We start from the raw sequence: 18,237 nt of genomic DNA on the forward strand, positions 1-18,237 counted from the left end.
GTAAATTATTATAAAAATAGAAAAACAGGTGGAGAAAAACAACTCGTTTTTCTCCACCTGTTTTATTTTAGGGACTTATTAGACAGCCCCTTTTTCATTTTTCAATCTGTGATTCAGCGGCATCTGCTTGACTGTTAGTCTTTGTCGGTCCCAGGTTCATGTGGGATTTTAAAAGCAGCTTAATGTTTTCAACGGAGGTTTCATTCAATTGATAGTAGTAGGTTCCGTTAATGGTCGAATCGGTACCCTCAAGCTTGACCGTTTCGAGGTTAAGGCCATTATCCGTCGTCACATATTTGATGAAGCCTCTAATTTGTGAAAATTGAAGGTTCGTTGTCATGTTGTCGCCTACAGCTTCCATTACATCGGTATACTTTGATATTGCTCCAACCGTAGTTGCTTTGGAGATGATGGCTTTCAAGACTTCCTGTTGACGTTCACCACGTTGGATATCACTATCCTTCTTACGTGTCCGGGCAAAGGCCAATGCTTCTTCACCATCGACTGTCTGTAATCCTTCTTTTAAATGAATGGCATTCTTTTTGTCATGAGAATCCATTTCATGCATTTCATAAGGCACATCGACTTCGATGCCATCTAAAGAATCGACAACATCAATGAAGGCGTTAAAGTTCATTCTGACATAATAATCAACGGGGATATCAAACAATTCTTCCACTGTGTCCATCGTAGCTTTTGGCCCACCTGCTGCATGTGCCGCATTGATTTTCGTGGTCACGCCTTTTTCTGGGACGTACACATATGAATCACGTGGGATGCTCAAAAGCTTAATAGATTTTTGATCTTTATTGAATGTAGCCAAAATCAGGGCATCCGATCGTGAATTCCCTTGGTAGTCCCGTTCATCGCTGTCATCGATTCCAATGAACAGGATCGAGAAATTATCTTCGAGCGGGTCTATCGCTTCATCCCGCTTTGCTGAAGCCTCAACGGGGTCGTAGGAACCATTGAATACGTTCTGTGCTTTCACATATAAAGTTGCGGCATACGTAGTGGCACCTAAAGCGAGAACCAACAGGGGGACTAGAACTAGCCAAAGTCTTTTACGTCTTTTTCTCTTCGTTTTTTTAATTTTATAAACACGTCTAGTAGTAGACATCTTTTCTTCTCCTTTTAAATAGCAGATATAACCCGCTATTCTTCGAATCCTTCAATATATATCGTCAAGTATTACAGTTAATTTTACATGGATTTCATGAATTCGTAAAATAAATATTTCTTTTTCAAGTGAAAAATAGTAAAAAAAGGAAACGACATGTCCTACAGGAGTTCCTCTTCCAGATACAGAATTTCGCCTTCGGCTATAAGTCCCTGGCCATTCGTCAGCTCAGTCATCCAATTTATATACGCCTGCTTCTGTCCTTCCTCCACATAAACAAGGAGAATGACTTGATCAAGATATTGGATATCTTTCATTTGATAAATAGAGGAGCGTAGTGCATTTTCCACTTTTCCGAGCCATGTATATTCGACGCTCGTGGACATCACACGCATTAGTTTCCGTATGACTACACCTGTTGTATTGATTCCTTCTGAAGTGGCTTTGCTATAAGCGCGGATGAGACCGCCTGCGCCGAGCTTGATGCCTCCGAAATAGCGCGTAACCACGACGGCTGTATCTTTCAGGTCTTTCTTCTTAAGGACTTCGAGGATGGGTACGCCTGCCGTTCCGCTTGGTTCGCCGTCATCGAGGGCTTTTTGGATTTGATTTTGTTCGCCAATCATATAAGCTGAACAATTATGAGTTGCATCTTTGTGTCTTTTCTTTACTTCCTGAATAAAGGCCTGTGCTGCTTCTTCTGTTTCGACTCGGGCGACATGGGAAATGAACCGGGATTTTTCAATGACGATTTCGTGTTCCCCTCGTCCTTTTACCGTTAAATAATGAGGGAGCATGACTTTTCCACCTTCGTTCTTTCTATATAATCGATTAATTATAAATCTTAGCTTGAATTGTGGCAACGAAGTTTGACGTAAATTAAACATGTGTAAAGAAACTTTAATATAAGAAAAATTTGTACGTGTTATAATTAATTTTATTGACTGTAAATCTTTCGTAGTTGTATTTTTATGCTTAAAAGAATATCTTTATGGCTAAATCAATGCGTTTTGGACTATATTCCTGACTCTTCCTGATAGATTTCATGCATATAAGGAATTATGCCATTTTAGTAATTTTCTGTTTCGTATAATAATTAAGGTTGTAGAATATTCAATTTTGTTTGATTAGGATAAGTTGTATGGGATAATGAGATTTCTTATCTATACAAGTGGGCCGTTCATCCTCAATTCTGTATCAGCCCAGTGAGCTCGAAGTATGCTAAATATGTATATTTTGTGTAAATCCATTATTGAAAGTAACGTATTTTTCTTCTTTTTTTGGTACAATATGTTCATGAAGGTTTCTTCTTAAATGTTACCTGCTGTAATATAAACATTCATGAATTAGGAAAAAGAATATTTTTCCGTATACATAGTCTAAATGACAACAACATGGTTAAAGTGTGTTGATTTAAGTGGAGGGATCTTGATGTCCATACACAAGGTTGATGCTAAAGCATTGGACAAGATCTTAGAAACAATGGTAAGCACGGTTAGTGAAAGCAGGAATGAAGTCTTTGATATTGAAGAGCAATGCCGCAAAGATTTCGAATCACTGACAAAAGAGCTTGAAGATGTGAAAGTAAGAGTTGCGATAATGATAAATGACAGCGATTCACTGGATTCTAAAGCAAGATTTGCTCGAAAGAGGCTTTCTGAAGTCAGTATGCACTTCAACCATTTTTCTGAGGAACAGGTGCGCGATGCGTATGAAAGGGCTCATAAGTTGCAAGTCGATTTACAAATGAACAGGCAGCTTGAAAAAGAGCTTCGTAATAGACGGGATGAACTTGAACTCAGAATAAAAGGATTGCAACACACGATTGATAAAGCCGCACATCTTGTCTCGCAAATCTCTGTTGTACAGAATTATTTAACCCAGGACTTGAAATTTGTAGGGGAAGCCCTTCAAGAAGCTAAGCGTAAGCAAGACTTCGGCTTGAAGATCATCGAAGCCCAGGAGCAGGAGCGGAAAAAGCTTTCACGGGAAATTCATGACGGTCCGGCACAAATGCTCGCCAACGTCATGATGCGTTCGGATTTAATTGAACGTGTCCAACGGGAGAGAGGTCCTGATGAAGCACTTGTGGAAATCCGCAGCTTAAAAGTCATGGTGCGTAATGCATTATATGAGGTGCGCAGAATCATTTATGATCTTCGTCCTATGGCGCTTGATGATTTAGGACTAGTTCCTACCCTCAGAAAATATCTACAAACAACCGAAGACTATAATATCAATAGCGGCGTGCGTCTGAATTTTGTCAATATGGGCCAAGTCATAAGGCTTCCCTCCGATATGGAAGTCGCTTTGTTCCGTCTGGTTCAAGAGGCCGTGCAGAATTCATTAAAACATGCTCAGCCAAAACATATTAGTGTCAAACTATCCATTTCCAAAGAGCTAGTGACCGTCGTCATTAAAGATGATGGAAAAGGGTTCGATGCGGCCATCCAAAAAGAGGGTTCTTTCGGCTTAGTCGGAATGAGGGAAAGAGTCGAGCTTCTCGAAGGAAGCATGACGATAGACTCGCAGCCGGGGGCAGGAACGTTGGTATTGATCCAAGTCCCTTATCAATTAAAATAAACATCCAAATGCAGAGGCATTTAAATAGAAATTAGGAGGAAGAAGCCGTTGAAGACAAGTATCATCATTATCGATGACCATCAGCTTTTCCGCGAAGGCGTTAAGCGTATTTTAGATTTTGAATCATCCTTTGACGTTGTCGCCGAGGGCGATGACGGAAGCGAGGCTATGGACCTCGTAGAAGAGTACAAGCCAGATGTTGTTATCATGGATATCAACATGCCGAATATGAACGGGGTAGAAGCAACGAAGATGCTTGTACAACGTTATCCTGATACAAAGGTCATCATTTTATCGATTCATGATGATGAAAACTATGTACAGCATGCATTGAAAACAGGAGCACAAGGCTATCTGTTAAAAGAAATGGACGCAGATGCATTGATCGATGCGGTTCGTGTTGTTGCTGAAGGCGGTTCATACCTTCACCCGAAAGTGACGCACAATCTGGTCAAGGAATATCGCCGTTTGGCCGCTGAAGAAGGCGCTGATCGCGATTCCCTATATGCTGTGGAAATCAGAAGACCTCTTCACCTGTTGACTCGACGCGAGTGTGAAGTCCTTCAACTTCTAGCTGACGGAAAAAGTAACCGTGCCATCGGTGAAACGCTTTATATCAGTGAGAAAACCGTCAAGAACCACGTAAGTAACATTCTTCAGAAAATGAATGTAAATGACCGTACGCAGGCTGTTGTCATGGCTATCAAAAACGGCTGGGTCGAAGTGAAATAAATAAATTCATGATTTTGTCCGGTTCTTCCGTTACGCAACGCGTAGGGAGGGCCGGCTTTTTTGTTTGACTTATCAGGATAATCATAGGAGAAAGGAAAGCTATTTAATGCAAATAAAGGCTTTTTCCTATAGAATGTTGAATAAGTACAGAGAGTAAATATGGTTAAGGATGGTACTATACTATGAAAACGGCAGTCGTAACAGACAGCACAGCATATATACCTAAGGAAGTACGTGAACGATTACATATACATATGATGCCGCTTAATGTAATTTTCTCGAATGAGGCATACCGGGAAGAAGTGGATATTACCGCAGATGAATTTTATGAAGAAGTTAAAAAGCAAGAAAAATTGCCGACCACTTCACAGCCCCCAATTGGTTTGTTTGTCGAGAAGTTTGAAGAACTGAAGGAGAATTACGATGATGTCATTTCAATTCATCTATCGAGTGGGATAAGCGGGACGTACCAAGGGGCCATTGCAGCCGGTGACATGGTTGAAGGGATTCGCGTCCATGCCTTTGACTCCGAAATCAGTTGCATGGTCCAAGGGCTTTATGTTCTTGAAGCAGCTCAGATGGCCCTTGATGGCAAATCTGCAGACGAAATCTTGGCGAGGCTCCGGGAAATGAAGCAGTCCGTCCGGGCCTATTTCATGGCAGATGATTTATCCCATCTGCAACGTGGCGGACGACTTAGTAGTGCTCAAGCGTTGATCGGAAGTTTACTTCAAGTGAAGCCTCTTCTTCACTTTGTTGACAAGGTCATCGTACCGTTTGAAAAAATCCGCACGAGAAAGAAAGCGATGAAACGGATTGCGGATTTACTTGGTGAAGACGCGGCAAGCGGGCTCCCGTATAGAGCGGTCATCATCCATGCCAAGCGGGAAGAGGAAGCGACGGAATGGAAAACGGAACTTGAAGCGCGATTCCCGAATGTGGAGTTCAGCCTTGGCTATTTCGGCCCTGTCATCGGGACGCATCTGGGTGAAGGCGCAATGGGAATGGGCTGGTATAAAATCTAAAGGATGAACGTCTTTCCAGAGGAGAGGCGTTTTTTTTGTGATTAAAAAAGGATTCACTTATAGAATGCGAGAATTCTAATCAAGAGCCATCAGTTTACAAGAAAGAAGGTAGGAATGTGAATACTCTCTCCTTTTCAAAAGAACTTCAAAAGCACCTCGCTGGACGGTTGCTGTTGGCAGCGGAAATCCCTTTCCCAAAAGAAATCCTGACTGAACATATTACAAAAGGCCATGTTTCAGAACTAAATGGCGTACGGCGCGAGAATGGGCGCTTCACATGCATCCGCTGTGGGAACAAGGATCCTTCCTTGTTTTATACGTTTCCATGTAAAGTGTGCCATCAAGATTGTACGTACTGCCGGTCCTGCATCATGATGGGGCGGGTCAGCGAATGTAGCAAATTATACAGCTGGAGTGATCCTCCACTCGCGTTCCCTATTCCGGATCAGGTTATGGGCTGGGAGGGAACACTTTCGGCAGGCCAGCAAACGGCCTCGGACTGTGTCGTTCAAGCCATCCAAAAGAACGGGGAATTCCTCGTATGGGCCGTGTGCGGTGCCGGGAAGACGGAAGTTCTGTTTGCAGGAATCGAGGCAGGCTTGCTAGCTGGGAAGCGGATTTGTATCGCGACACCCCGTACCGATGTCGTACTAGAACTAGCTCCCCGTTTAAAACGGGCTTTCCCGACAATCGAAGTATCCGCCCTCTATGGGGGGAGCGAAGATCGACATAAACCATCCCCCCTTACCGTTTCCACTACCCATCAGCTTTTTCGCTTTTCCGAAGCCTTCGATGTCATCATCATTGATGAAGTCGATGCGTTTCCGTACTCCATGGATAAATCGCTATATTATGCAGTCCAGAAATCCAAAAAACCTACTTCTACCACCATCTACTTAACGGCGACACCCTCCAAACCAATGCAACAAGCTTACCAAAACGGAAAACTGCAAGCGGTGACCATTCCGGCACGCTATCACCGGCAACCCATTCCTGTACCTGAAATGAAGTGGGGTGGCAATTGGCAAAAGCAGTTCCTCCAAAAAAGGATTCCTCCTGTGATCAAGAAGTGGGTAAGCGACCGCCTACAGAAAAAGACGCCTCTATTATTATTTTTCCCGAGCATACAAGTGATGGAGCAGGTGCTTCCTCTGTTTCAAGATCTGGACCCGAAAGTGGAAGCCGTTCATTCAAAGCATCCGGAGCGAAAAGAAAGGGTGCAGGCTCTGAGAGATGGCGAAGTGCCAGGGTTGATGACGACGACCATCTTGGAGCGCGGCGTCACGATCGAACGTCTGGAGGTGGCGGTGATTGGAGCCGAACATGAGGTGTTTTCCGAGAGTGCCCTCGTCCAGATTGCCGGACGTGTGGGCAGAAGCTCTGCTTATCCGAGGGGCACGATCACGTTTTTTCATTATGGTAAAAGCCGGGCGATGCTAGAGAGCATTCACCATATTGAAAGGATGAACCTGGAGGCTAGGAAAAGGGGGTTACTGGATGCGTAGATGTTTGTTTTGTGATGAAGAGATGAAGGACGTCCTGACATGGAGGAGTTTATTGCTGAAAGTTGAAGTGAAAGTGATCTGCGAGGAATGTGAATCAAGGCTTGAGGTGATAAGTGGCGAGACCTGTTCGATGTGCTCTAGGGAGCTGGATGAGAAGTTTCGGGTGGGGGACCGATGTTTAGATTGTGTGAGATGGGAAAAAGATGAAAAGTGGAAAGGGCATTTAACGCAGAATATCTCGCTATTTCATTATAATGAACACCTGAAAGATATCATTGCGAAGTATAAGTACCGAGGAGATTACGCATTGGCTGAAGCCTTCGTACCCTTTTTAAAAGAAAGAATGAAGGACCTGAGATTTGATATCGTGACGGTAATTCCGCTTAGCGAGGAGCGGTTGAGGGAGCGCGGGTTCAATCAGGCACAAGCCTTAACAGATCTATTGGGTCTTGAAACAATGGAGATCCTTACACGCCTTCATACCGAAAAGCAATCGAAAAAGTCACGTGAGGAGCGGATATCATTGCCACAGGTCTTTCAAGTTATCGAGCTGGACGCGATACAGAACAAATCGATTGTAATTGTGGATGACATTTACACGACCGGATCAACACTAAGGCATGCAGCCAAAGCCTTGAAACTTGCTGGCGCGGGAGATATTTTCTCCATCACGCTAGCTAGGTAAAAGTGAGTATTTTTACAAACTTCCTAAAGTATCGCTTTTTCTATTCGATATATACAGTATAAGAATATAGTCGAGGGGGACACCCGAAATGGATTTATTCAACTGTCCGAACTGTAACTCAATATTTGTTAAAACGAAATTCCGCGATGTTTGCGATGCTTGCTATAAAGAAGAAGAAGCACAATTTGATAAGGTATATGATTACATTCGGAAGAAAAGTAATCGTACAGCGTCCATGGTACAGGTGGTGGATGCCACAGGTGTCGAGGAAGAACTGATTATTAAATTTGTGAAAACGGGAAAGCTGAGAATTGCTCAATTTCCGAACCTAGGCATTCCCTGTGAAAAGTGCGGGGCAGTCATCCGGAGCGGCAGATTATGTGATGCGTGCAGCCAGTCCATTCGTGCAGGTCTAGAAACGTATGAAAATGAAGAAAAGCGTCGCCTTGAGATGGAAGAGCGAGATAAAAAAATTACATATTTTATGAAAGATCTATAAAGTGTAAATCTTAGCTTCTTGGCTGAAATTTTGTTAGAATATTCTGTATTGAGAACGGAATTCGACAAAGGATGTCGAAGGAAAGATTCCTGGAAATCATCAAATAAATCTATTCCTTGTCGATAATACTAGTATGGATAATAAACACAGCCGTGAGTCTTGCTCATCGTCTGTTAAAGGAATCATAAATATGTGGATGTTGATAAGAATAGATAAAAAAAATCGACCGAAGGAGAGGATCTGGAATATGAAAATCAATAACGTCGGTGTAACGGGTGTGAATCCCTATAATACTCAAATCAATAAAGTGGGGAATGTCAAAGATTCCAAGGTCAACTCCTCAGACAAAGTGGAAATATCTTCAGCCGCAAAAGAGATGCAGCAATTATCACCCATTCCAGCTGCTAGACAGGCGAAGGTGGATGAACTGAAAGTCCAAGTGGAAAACGGAACATATAAAATCAATGCAGAGGCAACAGCCAAGGGTTTAATCGATTTCTACCGAAAATAACCCTTAATCAAACGTTTGATTAAAATGGACGGAACCGCATTCCGTCCATCATCTATGAGCAGAGGAGGCAGCGACATGTCTGCACGACAGATCATCGACTCGCTTGAAAAATTGGTTGCCCTTCATAAGAGCTTCAACCAATTAGCGCAAAGAAAAACAAACATCTTGAAAGCCGGCAACACGGAGGCTATCTCCGCCCTGCTGATTGATGAACAAAAGCATATTAAAGCAATCAGCCAAACGGATCAAGAAAGAGAAGCCGCTGTGGAAAGATTTCTTACGGCAAATGGCGCAGCGAATCAGGAGGCTTCCATTTCCACTGTAACGAAATTCACAGATCCGCTTGAAACGGTTGAGCTTGAACACTTAAAAACGAAACTGATTGAAGAGGTAGCTCAGTTGAAAGAGCAAAATAGCTTAAATCAGCAGCTAATCTATCAATCTCTTCAATTCATAAATGTCTCCCTGAATATGCTACGGCCGCAAAACCAGAATATGAACTATGGCAAGACGGCCAAGAAGGCTACAAAAAGTGGCTTAGGCATGTTTGATTCGAAAGCGTAAGCAACAAAACAGGAAACAGTAAATAGATGGAGGTTTGAATATATGATTTCAAGCTTTATGGGGCTCGAAACAGCAAAGCGTGGAATGTCTACCTCGCAAGGCGCCTTGTATACGACGGGAAATAACGTGTCCAATGCCAACACGGTAGGCTATTCAAGGCAGCGGGTCAACCTGCAACAAACATCAGGTTTTCCTACCGTCGGGATGAATAGCCCACTTGTAGCGGGTCAAATCGGAACGGGTGTAGCGGCAGAAACGGTGCAACGAATCCGCGACAGCTTTTTGGATGCGCAATACAGAACACAAAGTAATAAAATCGGTTATTATGGCGCCATGAGCGAATCGCTATCGAAAATGGAAGGCATCATGAACGAACCAACGGACAGCGGCTTGGCCGCCACGATGGAGAAGTTCTGGAATTCAATCCAAGGATTAACGGCCAACGCCGAAAATTCTGGTGCCCGTGAAGTCGTGGCATCCACAGGCGTGATGGTCGCTGATACATTGAATTACTACTACAACTCGTTAACAAGCGTGAAAACGGACATTGGTAATCAAATCAATGTCAAAGCGAACGAAATCAACACGATTATCGACAGCATTGATCAACTGAACCAACAAATCAGTAAAGTCGAGCCGCATGGCTATATTCCGAATGACCTTTACGATAAACGGGACGTGCTCGTCGACAACCTATCGCAGCTTGTCAGCATCAACGTAAAAAACGTCATACCAAGTGATTATGGCAAAGCAAGCGATGTTGCGACAGGTTTATACAACATCGAGTTAATGAATGAAGATGGCTCAGCGTATGTACCGCCTATCAATCTAGTCAGCGTGAACAAGACGGGCATGCTCGGAACGGCCAAAGTAGCAGTGAGCTATGATGATACGTCAGGTGCGGTAAACGGAGTCAAGTTTGGTTCGAAAACGATCACGGACTTCAATTTTTCTGGAGAACTAGCTGGGTTGATTGAAAGCTTTGGATATGAAAAGAGCGATGGCACCACGGGGGGCTCTTATCCTGATATGTTGCAAAAGCTCGATAACATGACGAAGGCCTTTGTAAATGAATTTAATGCGATTCATCAAGAAGGGTTTGCTTTAGGTTCGAATGCAAAATCAGGGCTCAACTTTTTTGAAATCAGCGTTAATGGGAGTGCTGCTCAAAGTATCAAGATGAGTAGTGATATTTTAAAAGATTCTTCATTAATTGCCGCTGGGAAAACAAGTGGGGCATCTGGCGATAATGAAAATGCGAAGCTATTGGCTGATTTGAAAAAGAAAGCTTTTAGTGACTATTCGACAAAAGACCAAAATTCTAAGGATTTAACAGGGAGCTTTGACACCTATTATTCCGGAATTATTGGAAATTTGGGTGTTGATTCTCAAAGTGCCCAAAAGAACCTTTCTAACTCATCAGTGCTGGCAGCATCAGTTGATCAAAATAGAGCATCTGTTAGTTCTGTATCCTTGGATGAAGAAATGACTGACATGATCAAATTCCAGCAGGCCTATAATGCATCAGCAAGAATGGTGACGATGGTCGACGAGATGCTCGATAAAATCATTAACGGAATGGGAACTGTAGGCCGATAATAGGAGTGAATATAGATGCGCGTAACGCAATCGATGCTTACCAATAATATGTTAACCAACCTAAGTAGCAGCTATGAGAAATTGGGCAAGCTGCAGGAACAAGTCTCATCGCAAAAGAAATTCTCGAAGCCTTCTGATGATCCGGTCGCAGCGATGATGGGGATGGGATACCGGACCAACCTCAATCAAATCCAGCAGTATAAGAGTAATATCTCCGAAGCGGAAAATTGGATTGATAGTACGGATGATGCGATTACTGAAGCTGTTTCAGCTTTACAAAGGATTCGGGAGCTAACGGTACAAGGTAGTAATGGAACGTATGAAGAAAATCAGAAGAGTAATATTGCAGAAGAAGTCAAGCAATTGAAAGAACATCTTGTGAGTATCGGTGATACACAAATTGGTGGTAAGTATATTTTTAATGGACAGAATACGAATGTGAAGCCTTCTGATAGTTTAGATGCTACAACAGGGAAAATCACATACGGTTCGGAACCTATTAACCTTGAAGTGTTTTCTGGAATTTCTATTCAAATCAATACAGATGGATCCAAGGTTTTTGGAGATGCTCTTGCCAAGGATGGTAGTATTCAAAAAACAATTGATGCGCTCGAAGGCAATGGTGATGTTGGTGCGATGTTGGCAGAACTTGATAAAACGATTGATAGCTTCTTAGCTACGCAGGCCCAAGTGGGTGCTAGACAGAATCGGATTGACTTAATGACCGACCGCTTAGGCCAGCAGGAAGTCTTTGCAACGGAAATCCTTTCGAAGAATGAAGATGTTGATATCGAAAAAGCCATCATGAATTTAACGACACAAGAAAGTGTTCATAGTGCTTCATTAAGTATCGGCGCAAAAATCATGCAACCAAGTTTACTAGATTTTCTTCGCTAAGCTATTCGTAACCGGATAGCTTTTTTCTATAAAGAGAGGAGTGATGAAGATGCAAATGCCACAAATTCGCATGCAGTCTACATCGATGCAAACCGGATTGAATATAGAACAACCGGTACAGCAATTAGAACAAAAAGCAGCGGATCTATCCATTGAACAACCAAAAGCGATTTTAGAGATTCAAACAACTCCTGGTAAGCTAACTATTGATCAGTCAAAGGCTAGAGAAGATATGGATTTAAAAAGCCTATCCAAGCGAGTGGAGGAATTTGCTCAGCAAGGGTACCAAGATTGGCTGGCCGGTATGGCAAGAAGATCACAACAGGGAACGGAATTGAGGCATATTGAAAACGGAGGTAACGCAATTGCTTCTCAGGCGAAACAGAACGGCAAAGGCCCAGAGAAGCAATTCAATCTTGGATGGATTCCTTCACATTTCAGTGTGAAGCTTGATTATCAACCGGCCCGAGTAGATATTGAGGTAACTCCGCAAAAACCAAACATTGATGTTCAAATTAATAGACCAACCCATGAATATAGGGCAGGTAAAACGGAAGTGGACGTTCTACAAAAAAATTCACTGGATATAGATTTCATAAATTTATTTCCAGATGAGATAGTGGAGTGAAGATATATATGATTAGATCAACAAAATTTCATGGTGAAATAGAAATAGCAGAGGAAGATATTTATAGATTTGAAAGCGGGATACCTGGGTTTCTAGAGGAAACGGAGTTTAGTTTATTGCCATTAGTAGAAACGCCATTTTTCGTTCTTCAATCTATTAAAACAAAAGAAGTGGCATTCATTGTTACAAACCCTTTTAATACTTTTCGTGATTATGAAGTGAAACTGCCGGATGAAGTACTTTCTACTTTAGAGATAGAAACAGAAAAAGAAGTCATAACGCTTGTTATTTTAACCATTCATGATCCCTTCAATCAAACAACGGCCAACCTTCAAGCTCCTATCATTTTAAATACTCATAAAAAGACTGGAAAGCAGTTTATCATGAATGGTAGCGGCTATATGAATAAGCATTTGCTAATTGAACCTCTAGAAGTAGAACAGGGGGAATACTAATGCTTGTATTAACGAGGAAACCAAATGAATCGATCGTAATAGGAAATGATATTGAAATTACAGTGCTAGCAATAGAAGGAGAACAGATCAAACTTGGTATCAATGCACCAAAAAATGTGGATATTCACCGAAAAGAAGTCTACCTGTCCATTCAGCAAGAAAATAATGAAGCCACAAAAACAGAAACCAATATTCTGGAAAAAATAAATGAATATTTTAAGAAAAAACCTTAAAAACTGCTTAATATGTTTCTTAGACTGTCGATATTATATATACAACGATAGATAGTGAAATAGGCGGCCGACTTATTCACTGCTTATCGTAAAAAACCACATGGACGTGGGAACCGAAAACTCAAGGAGGAAACAAAAATGATTATCAATCACAATATCGCAGCACTTAACACACATCGTCAGTTATCAAGTGCCTCAGGTGCACAATCTAAATCAATGGAGAAACTAGCTTCAGGACTTCGCATTAACCGTGCAGGTGATGATGCAGCTGGACTAGCAATCTCTGAAAAAATGCGTGGTCAGATTCGTGGATTAGACCAAGCTTCACGTAACTCTCAAGATGGTATTTCTATGATTCAAACAGCTGAAGGTGCTTTGAATGAAACTCACGATATTCTTCAACGGATGCGTGAACTTGCAGTTCAAGCTTCCAATGATACAAACACTTCAGATGATAGAGCAGAGATTCAGAAGGAAGTTAATCAACTAACCTCAGAAGTAACAAGAATAGGTAATAATACAGAGTTTAATACTAAAAAGGTAATTAATGGAGATATGACTGGTGGTGGTGCTGGTGCTACTCAAGAATCCCAAACATTAACTTTTGATAGTAGTGAGTTTACAGCCGGTGCTGCTCATAGTAATGTAGAATTAAAAATTGGAGGAGAAAATTATACTCTGGCATTTAGTGAAAGTACCGCTGCAGGATTAGCTCCAACAATTGATAGCGGTGCTAAAACAATTACTGTAGGTATTCAAGATGCTGTAGGTCAAATTGGAACTGATGTTGCTGGTGCCCTTAACTTGCTTAAAGGCTCTGACCCAAATAATTCATTAAATCAATTTGATATTACTTCAACAGGTACTACAATAACAATTGCTGCTAAGTCTACTGGAACTTTTGCTGGAGAAGCAGGAAAAGATTCAATAAAGTTAACATCAGGCGTACTGGCAGAAAAACTAGCTAGTAATGGTACTGGTGCAAATGGTAATGGAGGTACAGCTAACCTTCAAATTGGTGCTAATGCTGACCAACAAATTTCTATTTCAATTTCTGATATGAGAGCACTTGAAAATCTAAAAATTTCTAGTACAAGTGCTAACGGTAGCCATGGAGTAGTATCTGGGGCTAGCTTTACTTCAACGGGCTTAACCGATGACTCTGGGTCTACGGAATACGCTTTAGATGTGTCTACTGCTGCCAAAGCTACTAAAGCCATCACTGTAATGGATAACGCAATAAAAACTGTTTCACAGGAACGTTCTAAGTTAGGCGCATACCAAAACCGCTTAGAACACACAATCAACAACTTGAATACATCTTCTGAAAACCTAACTGCTGCAGAATCACGGGTTCGTGACGTAGACATGGCGAAAGAAATGATGAACCAAACTAAGAACTCTATTCTTTCTCAAGCAGCACAAGCTATGTTGGCTCAAGCTAACCAACAACCACAAGGCGTACTTCAATTACTTCGTTAATCTTCGCCCCACGGCTTAGATTAGCTAAAAAAATAGAGACTCTAGGGAATTTTCCTAGGGTCTCTTTTTATGCACTCTCATTCTCTAATACAGGCTGTCTGTAAGGGGTTTTATTCTTCATAATACTAAATACTATGTTTACTAATCTTCTTTCTACATAAACCATGGCTTGTTTCTTCTTGCGCCCCTCTTTGATTTTACTTTGATAGTATTCATACATGATTGGGTTCATATTTTTTCTTATTTGTGTTAAGGCAAGGGAGTAAAAGGCTTTGTTAAGTTCTCTGTTACCTAATTTGTTTGAATGATTTCTTTGGCTCTCCCCCGAACTGTGTTCAAGTGGAGCAATTCCAGCCAATTTAGCTAGTTTATTTGCCTTAGGAAACCTATTGACATCTCCAATATTGGCTATGAAGGTAGCTGCCAGTACTGTATCAATTCCATTTATAGTCTTGAGCGGATATCCTGTTACTTCGATTAAGGTATCAAGGGTTATATCAAGACTACCAATCTGACTTTCTAGATGTTCGAGGGAATTTATGAAAGATATCACACTTTCATTTTGTTCCTTCTGATAATCTGTCTTATTCCAGCCGTTACTATCAACCGCTTCTAATATCTCTTTTGCCTTCTTTTTAGGTACTGATTTATTAAATTTTTTTAGTTCTTCCATCAGTTCCCGCTCTGTGACCGCTTCAAGTAAGTTTGGTGAAGGATATTTCTTGAAGAAACCTTTTGCCGTTTTACTTTCTAGATCCTTAAAAAATTCTTTATGCATGGGGTAATGATGAACAAGGATATTCTGAAGTGACATTTTGATATTGGCTGTCATTTGAACATAATTGTTTCTAGTATTGAGTGTTTGTTTGATGGCAAGATATACATCTTGAGGATTGGCAAAAGGGAGGTGTTTATATTCGAAAATAAGAGTTTTAGCAACCGCAAGAGCATCAAGCTCATCAGATTTATTATGATTAGTTCCAATGCTTCTTTGTTTCTTTGTATAAGAAGAATTAACTTCTTTTACTATGAAATCTGAGTCAAGTAGGTATCTGGCAAGGCTTCTACCATAAAAATTAACATCTTCTAAACCAAATACAATTTCTTTCCCGTCTGACTTCTTCTGCACTTGTTCAACGAATGCAGGGAAAGCAGAGAATGCATTCTTTAGGTTAAATGTCTTAATTTTATCTCCAAAACAGTCAGTTAATACTGCAACATGATTGTTTTTATGTAGGTCTATTCCTACAAATACGCATTTAGTTCTGTCTAGCTGGTTCATTCAAATGATTCCTCCTAAGTAATTTCTATTCATTGGGTTAATAAGAGAATGTGACAGCGTCAGTTATAGCGTTAGCCCGCCAATAAAGGAGACTCGCAATGATACGTTAGTCTAACACTCTCTTATCTACCAAACTAAAATTTGGATTACAAAATGGCTTTATGTTGACCTTGTGGTTACATCTCCATATTGATATGTACCTTTATAAAAATTTTCACGATCTAAAATTCGTTTTACTTGAACTTTGGTAAACTGTTTTCCCTTATTAGTTTTATGACCTTCTATATTGAGTTGACAGCTACTTTTTGGAGTGACCAGTCACTATTAGATGATAAGAAGCGGACCATAGTTTTTTAGTTAGGGTCTTTTCGTGCTTACTACTTAAATAAAAGCGTTGACTTCAAATAATTTTAAAACGAAACCTTTCTGATATTCGCTAAATTTACATAACCGAATCCAATCACTAAATATAAACTGGCAAATACCGATATAAAAAGTAAAGATATCTTATTGGGGGCAAAAGAGATGTTGGAGAGTCTATCGACGAATATTCTTTCCTCGCAGCTTAGAACAGCAATATCAGAAGGAATCAGTACGTATTATCAGAGGGAAATCAATACAGTAGCATATTCAGAACAAAGTGTAGAATCGAATGACAAGCCAACAAAAGAAAAGGTTCAGGAGGTAACTGAAAGTTTAAATACCTTTCTAAATCCAACACATACAGCAGTACGCTTTGAGTATCATGAAAAACTGGACGAGTATTATGTTAAGGTCGTTGATGACATAACGAATGAAACAATCAGAGAAATTCCTCCAAAAAAGCTTCTAGACTTTTATGCGGCAATGACGGAATTTGTTGGGATAATGGTCGACGAAAAAATATAAGCAGGTGATGAATGATGGTACGTGTCAGTGGATTAGCGAGTGGGATGGATATTGATGAGATAGTGAAAAGTATGATGCAGGCGGAACGAGTGCCTTTGGATAAACTAACGCAGAAGAAGCAATATTCTGAGTGGCAACGGGATGATTATCGTTCGGTAAATACAGCATTATCTGAATTGGATAAACTAATCTCAGATGGAGTTGGAAAACAATCTTCGTTTATTAAAAAGACGGTGTCTGTATCAAATCCAGATGCAATATCAGTGCGGAATATTAATTCAACAAGTGATTTTACTGGGAAGATAAGTGTAACGAACCTTGCCACGGCGGCGACTATGACGAGCAAACCAACAAAAGTGAAAAATACAGAAACAGGGTTACTGACGCAGATTGATTCAAAAGAGCCGTTATCTAAATATGGGTTGGTAAAGCATGAAATTTCGATATTAGCGATTAATAAAGATGGCGTTTTTGATTTGGATGAGAGTAAGGTGAAGAAACCTTATACACTTACCATCGAACCAACTGATACATTAGATAGTGTTATTAATAAAATTAATGCTAACTCAGGGGTAACAGTCTTCTTTGATCAGAACTCTCAGCAGTTTTCTATTACTGCTAAGAATACTGGTGATGTAGAGGGTGCAGCAGAGATTGAATTGGGTGGGGAATTTTTTACTGGTTTATTAGAAATGAGTAATAATAATTCAGAGGCAGGAGGCACAGCTGGAACCAACGCAACGGTAGAATACAATGGCTTAAAAATTACCCGACCATCGAACACCTTCCAAATCAATGGAGCGGAAATTACCGTAAAGAAACCAACAACGGAAGCTGTAACGTTCTCCTCCAAAGCTGACGTAGACACCATCTTAGACACGGTCACTCAGTTCGTGAACAAATACAACGAAATCATCAAAAACATTCAAGACAAAACTAGTGAATCGAAATATCGTTCCTACACTCCTCTTACTACAGAGCAAAAGAAAGCCATGACCGAAGATGAGGTGAAGCTTTGGGAAGAAAAAGCGAAGAGTGGGACGTTGAAAAATGACTCTACTCTAAAGAACCTTCTCACAACGATGAGGTCCTCTCTTTATACTTCAGTCAGTGGTATGACAGGGAATAACACGCTCAGTGGTTTGGGAATTACCACAACTAAGAATTACTTAGAAGGTGGTAAACTAACCATTGATGAGGATAAACTGCGTGCAGCCATTTCAGAAGATCCAAATGCGATTTATAAACTTTTCATGACTGAGGGTAGCAATACTGATAAAAGTTCACAAGGCCTGGCACGCCGTTTACGTGATGATATACAATCATCCATGAAGGTGATTACAGAAAAGGCTGGTAAGGCTGGCTATGTTAATAATAATTTTACCATCGGAAAAGCGGTCAATGGTCTGGACACAAGAATTTCAGCATTCGAGGCAAAATTAGTAAAACTTGAAACCCGTTACTATAATCAATTCACAGCCATGGAGAAAGCGATATCAAAAGCGAATAGTCAGAGCTCTAGTTTATCGCAATATTTTAGCTAAGTAAG

Annotated in this window: 19 protein-coding genes and 1 pseudogene; 16 read left to right on the top strand and 4 right to left on the bottom strand. The window is 40.9% G+C overall.

The features are described 5' to 3' along the window. Window positions 1–94: 94 nt before the first annotated feature. Window positions 95–1,120, bottom strand: a complete 1,026-nt coding sequence (locus ACIQXU_RS17195; protein ID WP_402991194.1) for an LCP family protein — start codon at window positions 1,118–1,120, stop codon at window positions 95–97. Window positions 1,121–1,281: 161 nt separating this feature from the next. Next, window positions 1,282–1,917: a YigZ family protein gene (locus ACIQXU_RS17200; RefSeq protein ID WP_402991197.1), complete on the bottom strand. Its 636-nt coding sequence runs from the start codon at window positions 1,915–1,917 to the stop codon at window positions 1,282–1,284. Window positions 1,918–2,551: 634 nt separating this feature from the next. On the opposite strand from ACIQXU_RS17200, the gene ACIQXU_RS17205 reads away from it, so the two are divergent. The 14 genes from ACIQXU_RS17205 to ACIQXU_RS17270 all read left to right on the top strand — a co-directional run bounded on the left by ACIQXU_RS17205 (window position 2,552) and on the right by ACIQXU_RS17270 (window position 14,518). Next, a complete protein-coding gene (locus ACIQXU_RS17205; RefSeq protein ID WP_402954656.1) occupies window positions 2,552–3,703 on the top strand; it encodes a sensor histidine kinase in 1,152 nt (383 codons plus the stop codon). A gap of 48 nt (window positions 3,704–3,751) precedes the next feature. Next, the gene (locus ACIQXU_RS17210) at window positions 3,752–4,435 is read left to right on the top strand and encodes a response regulator (RefSeq protein ID WP_402991199.1); all 684 of its coding nucleotides are present in this window, start codon (window positions 3,752–3,754) and stop codon (window positions 4,433–4,435) included. A gap of 182 nt (window positions 4,436–4,617) precedes the next feature. Then, entirely contained in the window at window positions 4,618–5,460 is an 843-nt protein-coding gene (locus ACIQXU_RS17215) for a DegV family protein (RefSeq protein ID WP_402954653.1), read from the top strand. Between the two features lie 116 nt (window positions 5,461–5,576). Then, window positions 5,577–6,965, top strand: a complete 1,389-nt coding sequence (locus ACIQXU_RS17220; RefSeq protein WP_402991202.1) for an ATP-dependent helicase ComFA — start codon at window positions 5,577–5,579, stop codon at window positions 6,963–6,965. After that, complete coding sequence (locus ACIQXU_RS17225; protein ID WP_402991204.1) at window positions 6,958–7,650, top strand: ComF family protein; 693 nt, start codon at window positions 6,958–6,960, stop codon at window positions 7,648–7,650. The genes ACIQXU_RS17220 and ACIQXU_RS17225 overlap by 8 nt, the downstream gene beginning before the upstream one ends. Window positions 7,651–7,738: 88 nt before the next feature. Beyond that, entirely contained in the window at window positions 7,739–8,149 is a 411-nt protein-coding gene (locus tag ACIQXU_RS17230) for a TIGR03826 family flagellar region protein (protein ID WP_402991207.1), read from the top strand. Between the two features lie 247 nt (window positions 8,150–8,396). After that, window positions 8,397–8,660 carry a flagellar biosynthesis anti-sigma factor FlgM gene (flgM, locus tag ACIQXU_RS17235; protein ID WP_402991210.1) on the top strand — a complete coding sequence of 88 codons (264 nt, stop codon included), beginning with the start codon at window positions 8,397–8,399 and terminating at the stop codon, window positions 8,658–8,660. A gap of 75 nt (window positions 8,661–8,735) precedes the next feature. Beyond that, complete coding sequence (locus ACIQXU_RS17240) at window positions 8,736–9,224, top strand: flagellar protein FlgN (protein ID WP_402991213.1); 489 nt, start codon at window positions 8,736–8,738, stop codon at window positions 9,222–9,224. A gap of 42 nt (window positions 9,225–9,266) precedes the next feature. Next, window positions 9,267–10,823 carry a flagellar hook-associated protein FlgK gene (flgK, locus tag ACIQXU_RS17245; RefSeq protein WP_402991216.1) on the top strand — a complete coding sequence of 519 codons (1,557 nt, stop codon included), beginning with the start codon at window positions 9,267–9,269 and terminating at the stop codon, window positions 10,821–10,823. A 15-nt stretch (window positions 10,824–10,838) separates the two neighbouring features. Then, window positions 10,839–11,720: a flagellar hook-associated protein FlgL gene (gene flgL, locus ACIQXU_RS17250; protein ID WP_402991219.1), complete on the top strand. Its 882-nt coding sequence runs from the start codon at window positions 10,839–10,841 to the stop codon at window positions 11,718–11,720. Between the two features lie 49 nt (window positions 11,721–11,769). Then, entirely contained in the window at window positions 11,770–12,348 is a 579-nt protein-coding gene (locus tag ACIQXU_RS17255) for a DUF6470 family protein (RefSeq protein ID WP_402991222.1), read from the top strand. Between the two features lie 8 nt (window positions 12,349–12,356). Continuing rightward, a complete protein-coding gene (gene fliW / locus ACIQXU_RS17260; protein ID WP_402991224.1) occupies window positions 12,357–12,803 on the top strand; it encodes a flagellar assembly protein FliW in 447 nt (148 codons plus the stop codon). Then, window positions 12,803–13,036 carry a carbon storage regulator CsrA gene (gene csrA, locus ACIQXU_RS17265; RefSeq protein ID WP_402991227.1) on the top strand — a complete coding sequence of 78 codons (234 nt, stop codon included), beginning with the start codon at window positions 12,803–12,805 and terminating at the stop codon, window positions 13,034–13,036. The genes fliW and csrA overlap by 1 nt, the downstream gene beginning before the upstream one ends. 138 nt (window positions 13,037–13,174) lie before the next feature. Beyond that, window positions 13,175–14,518 carry a flagellin N-terminal helical domain-containing protein gene (locus tag ACIQXU_RS17270; protein WP_402991230.1) on the top strand — a complete coding sequence of 448 codons (1,344 nt, stop codon included), beginning with the start codon at window positions 13,175–13,177 and terminating at the stop codon, window positions 14,516–14,518. Window positions 14,519–14,585: 67 nt separating this feature from the next. Here the strand turns inward: ACIQXU_RS17270 and ACIQXU_RS17275 are convergent, their stop codons facing one another. Continuing rightward, window positions 14,586–15,800, bottom strand: coding sequence for an IS110 family RNA-guided transposase (locus ACIQXU_RS17275; RefSeq protein WP_402991233.1), 1,215 nt, complete (start codon window positions 15,798–15,800; stop codon window positions 14,586–14,588). A gap of 146 nt (window positions 15,801–15,946) precedes the next feature. Beyond that, window positions 15,947–16,117 (bottom strand): annotated as a pseudogene (locus tag ACIQXU_RS17280) (recombinase family protein); the annotation flags it as partial. A gap of 208 nt (window positions 16,118–16,325) precedes the next feature. Between ACIQXU_RS17280 and flaG the strand changes: the two are divergent. Continuing rightward, window positions 16,326–16,688, top strand: a complete 363-nt coding sequence (gene flaG / locus ACIQXU_RS17285) for a flagellar protein FlaG (RefSeq protein ID WP_402991236.1) — start codon at window positions 16,326–16,328, stop codon at window positions 16,686–16,688. An 11-nt stretch (window positions 16,689–16,699) separates the two neighbouring features. Then, on the top strand, window positions 16,700–18,232 hold the full coding sequence (locus ACIQXU_RS17290; protein ID WP_402991239.1) for a flagellar hook-associated protein 2: 1,533 nt from the start codon (window positions 16,700–16,702) through the stop codon (window positions 18,230–18,232). Window positions 18,233–18,237: the final 5 nt, after the last annotated feature.

It is taken from the genome of Peribacillus sp. NPDC097284, from assembly GCF_044761765.1.
In the GTDB taxonomy this organism is placed as follows: domain Bacteria; phylum Bacillota; class Bacilli; order Bacillales; family DSM-1321; genus Peribacillus.

Coding starts and splice junctions, on each gene's coding strand:
- ACIQXU_RS17195 (WP_402991194.1), bottom strand. CDS start 1,120: ATGTCTACTACTAGACGTGTTTATAAAATTAAAAAAACGAAGAGAAAA.
- ACIQXU_RS17200 (WP_402991197.1), bottom strand. CDS start 1,917: ATGCTCCCTCATTATTTAACGGTAAAAGGACGAGGGGAACACGAAATC.
- fliW (WP_402991224.1), top strand. CDS start 12,357: ATGATTAGATCAACAAAATTTCATGGTGAAATAGAAATAGCAGAGGAA.
- flgK (WP_402991216.1), top strand. CDS start 9,267: ATGATTTCAAGCTTTATGGGGCTCGAAACAGCAAAGCGTGGAATGTCT.
- ACIQXU_RS17225 (WP_402991204.1), top strand. CDS start 6,958: ATGCGTAGATGTTTGTTTTGTGATGAAGAGATGAAGGACGTCCTGACA.
- flgM (WP_402991210.1), top strand. CDS start 8,397: ATGAAAATCAATAACGTCGGTGTAACGGGTGTGAATCCCTATAATACT.
- ACIQXU_RS17205 (WP_402954656.1), top strand. CDS start 2,552: ATGTCCATACACAAGGTTGATGCTAAAGCATTGGACAAGATCTTAGAA.
- ACIQXU_RS17215 (WP_402954653.1), top strand. CDS start 4,618: ATGAAAACGGCAGTCGTAACAGACAGCACAGCATATATACCTAAGGAA.
- ACIQXU_RS17240 (WP_402991213.1), top strand. CDS start 8,736: ATGTCTGCACGACAGATCATCGACTCGCTTGAAAAATTGGTTGCCCTT.
- csrA (WP_402991227.1), top strand. CDS start 12,803: ATGCTTGTATTAACGAGGAAACCAAATGAATCGATCGTAATAGGAAAT.
- flaG (WP_402991236.1), top strand. CDS start 16,326: ATGTTGGAGAGTCTATCGACGAATATTCTTTCCTCGCAGCTTAGAACA.
- flgL (WP_402991219.1), top strand. CDS start 10,839: ATGCGCGTAACGCAATCGATGCTTACCAATAATATGTTAACCAACCTA.
- ACIQXU_RS17230 (WP_402991207.1), top strand. CDS start 7,739: ATGGATTTATTCAACTGTCCGAACTGTAACTCAATATTTGTTAAAACG.
- ACIQXU_RS17270 (WP_402991230.1), top strand. CDS start 13,175: ATGATTATCAATCACAATATCGCAGCACTTAACACACATCGTCAGTTA.
- ACIQXU_RS17255 (WP_402991222.1), top strand. CDS start 11,770: ATGCAAATGCCACAAATTCGCATGCAGTCTACATCGATGCAAACCGGA.
- ACIQXU_RS17290 (WP_402991239.1), top strand. CDS start 16,700: ATGATGGTACGTGTCAGTGGATTAGCGAGTGGGATGGATATTGATGAG.
- ACIQXU_RS17275 (WP_402991233.1), bottom strand. CDS start 15,800: ATGAACCAGCTAGACAGAACTAAATGCGTATTTGTAGGAATAGACCTA.